The sequence below is a fragment of the Gordonia sp. AC31 genome (genome assembly GCF_031844505.1).
Classification (GTDB): Bacteria; Actinomycetota; Actinomycetes; order Mycobacteriales; family Mycobacteriaceae; genus Gordonia; species Gordonia hongkongensis.
Window position 1 is genome coordinate 1 of record NZ_JAUZVK010000055.1, and the last position, 4463, is coordinate 4463.

The 4463-nt window shown below is 64.1% G+C and carries 6 protein-coding genes; 3 read left to right on the forward strand and 3 right to left on the reverse strand.

Annotated elements, in window-relative coordinates; all coding sequences use genetic code 11:
- The coding region (locus Q9R39_RS24325; protein WP_311278416.1) for a pyridoxal-phosphate dependent enzyme at positions 1–594 on the reverse strand (594 nt) is incomplete at its 3' end.
- Between the two features lie 243 nt (positions 595–837).
- Between Q9R39_RS24325 and Q9R39_RS24330 the strand changes: the two genes are divergently transcribed.
- From Q9R39_RS24330 to Q9R39_RS24340, 3 genes are read left to right on the forward strand one after another with little or no spacing between them, the layout of a single operon-like run.
- On the forward strand, positions 838–1572 hold the full coding sequence (locus Q9R39_RS24330) for a response regulator transcription factor (protein WP_005180009.1): 735 nt from the start codon (positions 838–840) through the stop codon (positions 1570–1572).
- On the forward strand, positions 1562–2794 hold the full coding sequence (locus Q9R39_RS24335; RefSeq protein ID WP_005195289.1) for a cell wall metabolism sensor histidine kinase WalK: 1233 nt from the start codon (positions 1562–1564) through the stop codon (positions 2792–2794). The genes Q9R39_RS24330 and Q9R39_RS24335 overlap by 11 nt, the downstream gene beginning before the upstream one ends.
- Positions 2795–2841: 47 nt before the next feature.
- Positions 2842–3222 (forward strand): BlaI/MecI/CopY family transcriptional regulator, encoded by a 381-nt coding sequence (locus Q9R39_RS24340; RefSeq protein ID WP_005180013.1) that lies wholly within the window; start codon positions 2842–2844, stop codon positions 3220–3222.
- 53 nt (positions 3223–3275) lie between these two features.
- Here Q9R39_RS24340 and Q9R39_RS24345 read toward each other — a convergent pair whose 3' ends face one another.
- Positions 3276–3605: a hypothetical protein gene (locus Q9R39_RS24345; RefSeq protein ID WP_074848789.1), complete on the reverse strand. Its 330-nt coding sequence runs from the start codon at positions 3603–3605 to the stop codon at positions 3276–3278.
- Between the two features lie 27 nt (positions 3606–3632).
- Positions 3633–4076 (reverse strand): hypothetical protein, encoded by a 444-nt coding sequence (locus tag Q9R39_RS24350; protein WP_244278085.1) that lies wholly within the window; start codon positions 4074–4076, stop codon positions 3633–3635.
- Between the last annotated feature and the right edge of the window lie 387 nt (positions 4077–4463).

Sequence of the window (4463 nt, forward strand, 5' to 3'; positions counted from 1 at the left end):
GCACACCAGCACATCGATATGTCGCAGCTGCGCGATCAACTCCACACCCAACGAGCTGTAACCGGTCACGTTGTCGGGGTTGGAATACTGGTCGGGACACCACGCAGCCTCGTCGCGCTCGAGCAGGGTGCGCACGCGGTCGCGGCGGGCTTGTTGCCAACCCCCGACCGGATGGGGATCGCTGACGACATCGACCTGGGCGCCGTATGCGGCGAGCATCTGCCGCAAGATCGGTTCCAGTCCTGGATCGGTCACCAAGGTCACCGGATGCCCGAACACGATGCCCGCTAAAGCCAGGCCTAATCCCAGTGTCCCACTAGTTGATTCGATGATCCGCGCCCCCGGGGCCAGCTCTTCACGGGCGCGGGCGCGTTCCACCATGTGCAGCGCAGGCCGGTCTTTCATACCACCGGGGTTGAAGCCTTCCAGCTTGGCCCAGAAGCCGCGCCCGTGCTCGGCGAAGGGTTCCTCGATGCGCAACACCGGGGTGCCGCCCACCAGCTGACGACTCAGCCCAGCACGGGGCGACGCGGCTTCGGCGGGGAAGGTACTGGCGAATGGATCACTGGTGGTGAGGCTGTAGGAGACAGTCACACGGGCATCCTCTGCGTTGTTGAACAGGACGCCGCCGGGCAGAAATCAGATCATCAGTGTGAGAGGGAACTGTGTCGTAACGTTCCACCCGGCGACACCGCCACCTTGCCCACCGAACCTCAAGGCTGATCGGCAGCGTGGATCAAGATCTGCTCAAGAATGCCCACGAGGTTGGATGATCGTGTAGACCACCGCCACCATAGGAGCGTGCCCCAAGATCGCAACGTCGTCGACGACCTCCATATGCCGGTGGTCCGACCACCGCACGGTCTGCACGCCCTGGTGATCGAAGATGAGCCCGACATTGCCGAAGTCGTTGCTGACTACCTGCAGCGCAGCGGATTCACGGTCACCGTTGCGCCCGACGGCCAGGAGGGAGTCGCCGCCGCACGCACGGCGAGTCCGGCAGTAGTCATCCTCGACCTGGGCTTGCCGTCACTCGATGGCGTCGAGGTCTGTCGACAGTTGCGCACCTTCACCAACGCCTACATCGTGATGGTCACGGCCCGCGCGGACGAAGTCGACACAGTCGTTGGCCTGTCGGTGGGGGCCGATGACTACCTCACGAAACCATTTCGCCCTCGTGAGCTGATGGCGCGCATCGACGCCATGCTGCGCCGACCACGGCCGACCCCAACCGGCGAGTCGCACCCGCGGACGATAGGGGAGCTCACCCTCGACCCTCAGGGTCGTGAAGTCCAGGTGGAGAGCACACCCGTGGAGCTGACTCGGACTGAGTTCGACGTTCTCGAAGCGCTCACGCGGCGGCCCGGTGTTGTGTTCAGTCGAGAGCAACTGCTCACCGAAATCTGGGGACCCGACTGGGTCGGCGATGCCCACGTCGTCGAAGTCCATGTCGCCAGTCTGCGCCGCAAACTCGGTGACAGCGCCGTAGCCGGCCGATTCATCCGCACCGTTCGCGGAGTGGGCTACCGGATGGGTGACGGCCAACCTCGAGGAGCCAGCGATGAACGATGAACGTCGACGGTTACGTATCCCCGGCAGCTTCGGCTCCCGGCTCATGCTCGCTCAAGCTATCGTCATCGCCGGCGGCGGCATCAGCGTCGCGATCGTGGCACTATTCGTGGCTCCACACACCTTCCACGACCACCTCGGCCAAGCTCGCCTCGAGCCAGGGTCAGTTCAGGCCGACCATGTCGAAGCCGCGTTCACTTCCTCGATCGTCGTCTCAATGTCTGTCGCATTGATCACCTCGACGATCCTGGCCACGGCCGTCAGCTGGTTCCTGGCTCGCCGCGTACAACAGTCAGTCGCCAGTGTCGCCCGCTCAGCCGTGGCTATTGGCGCCGGCAACTACCGCACGCGCGTACCCGATCGCCAGCTCGGCACCGAGTTCACCCAGCTCAGCCGAGCTATCAACCAACTTGCACAACGGCTGGATTCACAAGACGACATCCGTAAGCGGATGCTGTCAGACCTTGCCCACGAACTGCGCACCCCACTGACCACCATCGGCGCGATCACCGACGCCATCGAAGACGGAATCCGGGCTCCCGACTCACAGACCTTTGACGTCGTGCGCACCGCCACCACCCGCCTGCAGCGTCTCGCCGAGGACATCGCGACCGTATCCAGCGCCGACGAGCATCAGATGCCCCTCCACCCGGCGACGATCACTGTCAACGAACTGCTCATCGCGACCTACGAAGAAGCCGCCGACCTGTTCACCGACGCCAAAGTCACGCTAGGCATCGTCACCACCGCCGCGCGCGTACACATCCATGTCGACGCCGAACGAATGAGCCAAGTACTGCTCAATCTGCTCACCAACGCGCTGCGACACAGCTCCCCGGGCCAGCGAGTCGTAGTGAAAGCCGACACCGCCCCGGCACACGCGGTGCGCATCAGCGTCGTCGACTGCGGTGACGGCATTCCCCCTCAACACCTTCCACACATCTTCGACCGCTTCTACCGCACCGACTCCTCACGCACCAGAGACGCCGGCGGCAGCGGAATCGGCCTCACCATCGCCCGCTCTATCGTCGAAGACCATGGGGGCACCTTGCTCGCCGAAAGCCTGGGAGCCGGACACGGAGCCACCTTCACCATCACGTTGCCGACCACCACCCGACGTCACATCCACCGCAGCACCCCTGGAACCGAATTCTCCGTGGCCTTCAAACACCGCCCGCGTCGCGGCGCTGCCGATGCGCTCCAACGGGACCAAGCTACTAACTGAGGTAGTCCGTCGTAAGATTGACCCGCATCTAGAGATGGTGGGTGAAAATGACTGGGCTGGGTTCACTGGAACGCGCAGTGATGGACGTGCTGTGGTCAGCCGGTGCGGCGATGTCGGTGCACGACCTAGTCGAGGAACTCCACGACCGCGAACCGGCCTACACCACAGTGCTCACCGTCGTCACCAACCTGCACAAAAAAGGGTTCGTCGGTAGAGAAAAAGTCAGCCGCGCCTACCGGTACTTCCCCATGCAGACCCGTGAAGAGGCCACCTCACGCACCTTGCGTCAGGTCCTCGACGCCAGCGGGGACTCCGCGGCAGTACTGATGCACTTCGCCCAGACCGTGACACCCGCCGAGCGTGAAGTGCTCAGCGAATACCTCACCCTTAAACCTCGCCACACCCGCGGCGGCGGCACCAAAGCCTAAGCCATAGAAACCCTCCGACAAGGGAAACTCCGGCGAGGCCCAGGCCCGACTACTCAACCGGTCGCGCGCCCCTTGACTGCTGGGAGTAGACGCGCCACCAGCGCACCGGCCACACCCGCAGCGAAGGCCGCAGCACTCAGAGCCGACACCCAGTCGTGCACACCCACAGCGGTCAGCACCCGCAGCTCAACCGGATCACCGCGCCCGACTCCTGAGCGGGGGTCGGATGGCACGAGATCCGACGTTCGGAGCAGCATCACCAGCCAGAACGCGGCCACCGCCTCAAACATCACCACAGCAAGACCCACCGCACGGGAGATCGTACGGGCAGGACCGCGCGGGCCGAACCGACCCGCACGCCGCACCGCGACACCGTCAGTCATGCCTCACCACCTCCCCGCACACCCGCATCACACCCCACTTCTACTAACCACCTTCGTATTTTGTGGCCATCGGGCGTGGGCGCCGGGAACGAGGGTCTCGAAGCAATCACCACAGGAGGCCGGCCGGGCCAGGCGGAAGACTATCGCGGCCACCAGACCGAAAATCGCGATCACACTGCCAGTACGGACCCACCTCGGGGGTCGATTGAGCTCTGCCCTCAACGCCAACTCGGCAATCGGATCAGCAGGCACCACATCACCCTCGATCGGCCCGCCCGTGGCGGCGAACACGATGAACACCCACATCGCCGAGGCCATCCACACGAGCGAGTCCACCATCACCGCCAACGACGCGCCGTGCAGACGAGCAGAAGACAGCATGAACGCCCCAACACAGAGCAGCGCCAACACGATAGCCGCCGCGAAAAAGCCCTGGGGAGCAACCACCATCACGCCGCCGGCCGCACTCACAGCAAGCGCACACGAAACGAGCGCCCGCCAAGCCTCCCCACCTCGACCCGGCCGACGGGCAGCGGCGACACCACACGCTACGACCGCACCGAACAGCCCCAAGAGTGCCCCTTGGGCCACAACGCTTGCGATCACCGCGCCTCCAACAGCCATCTTGAAACTAATCCAAATAGTAGTTCAGATGAGCCGGAGGACGCTGAGCGGAGGGGGAGTAGCCCTACCCCATGGATGAACCGAGGCCTCCCGAGGCGAGGAACCCTGGGCCGCGCTCACACCAGTCCCTAAAAGGTGTCTGCCACCCGACTTCGAGAGTGACCGCGCGGTACACGCCAAACTGGCGTGCCCGTAACTGGAAGCGCAACAACCAAGTGCTCTCTGGTATCAGAT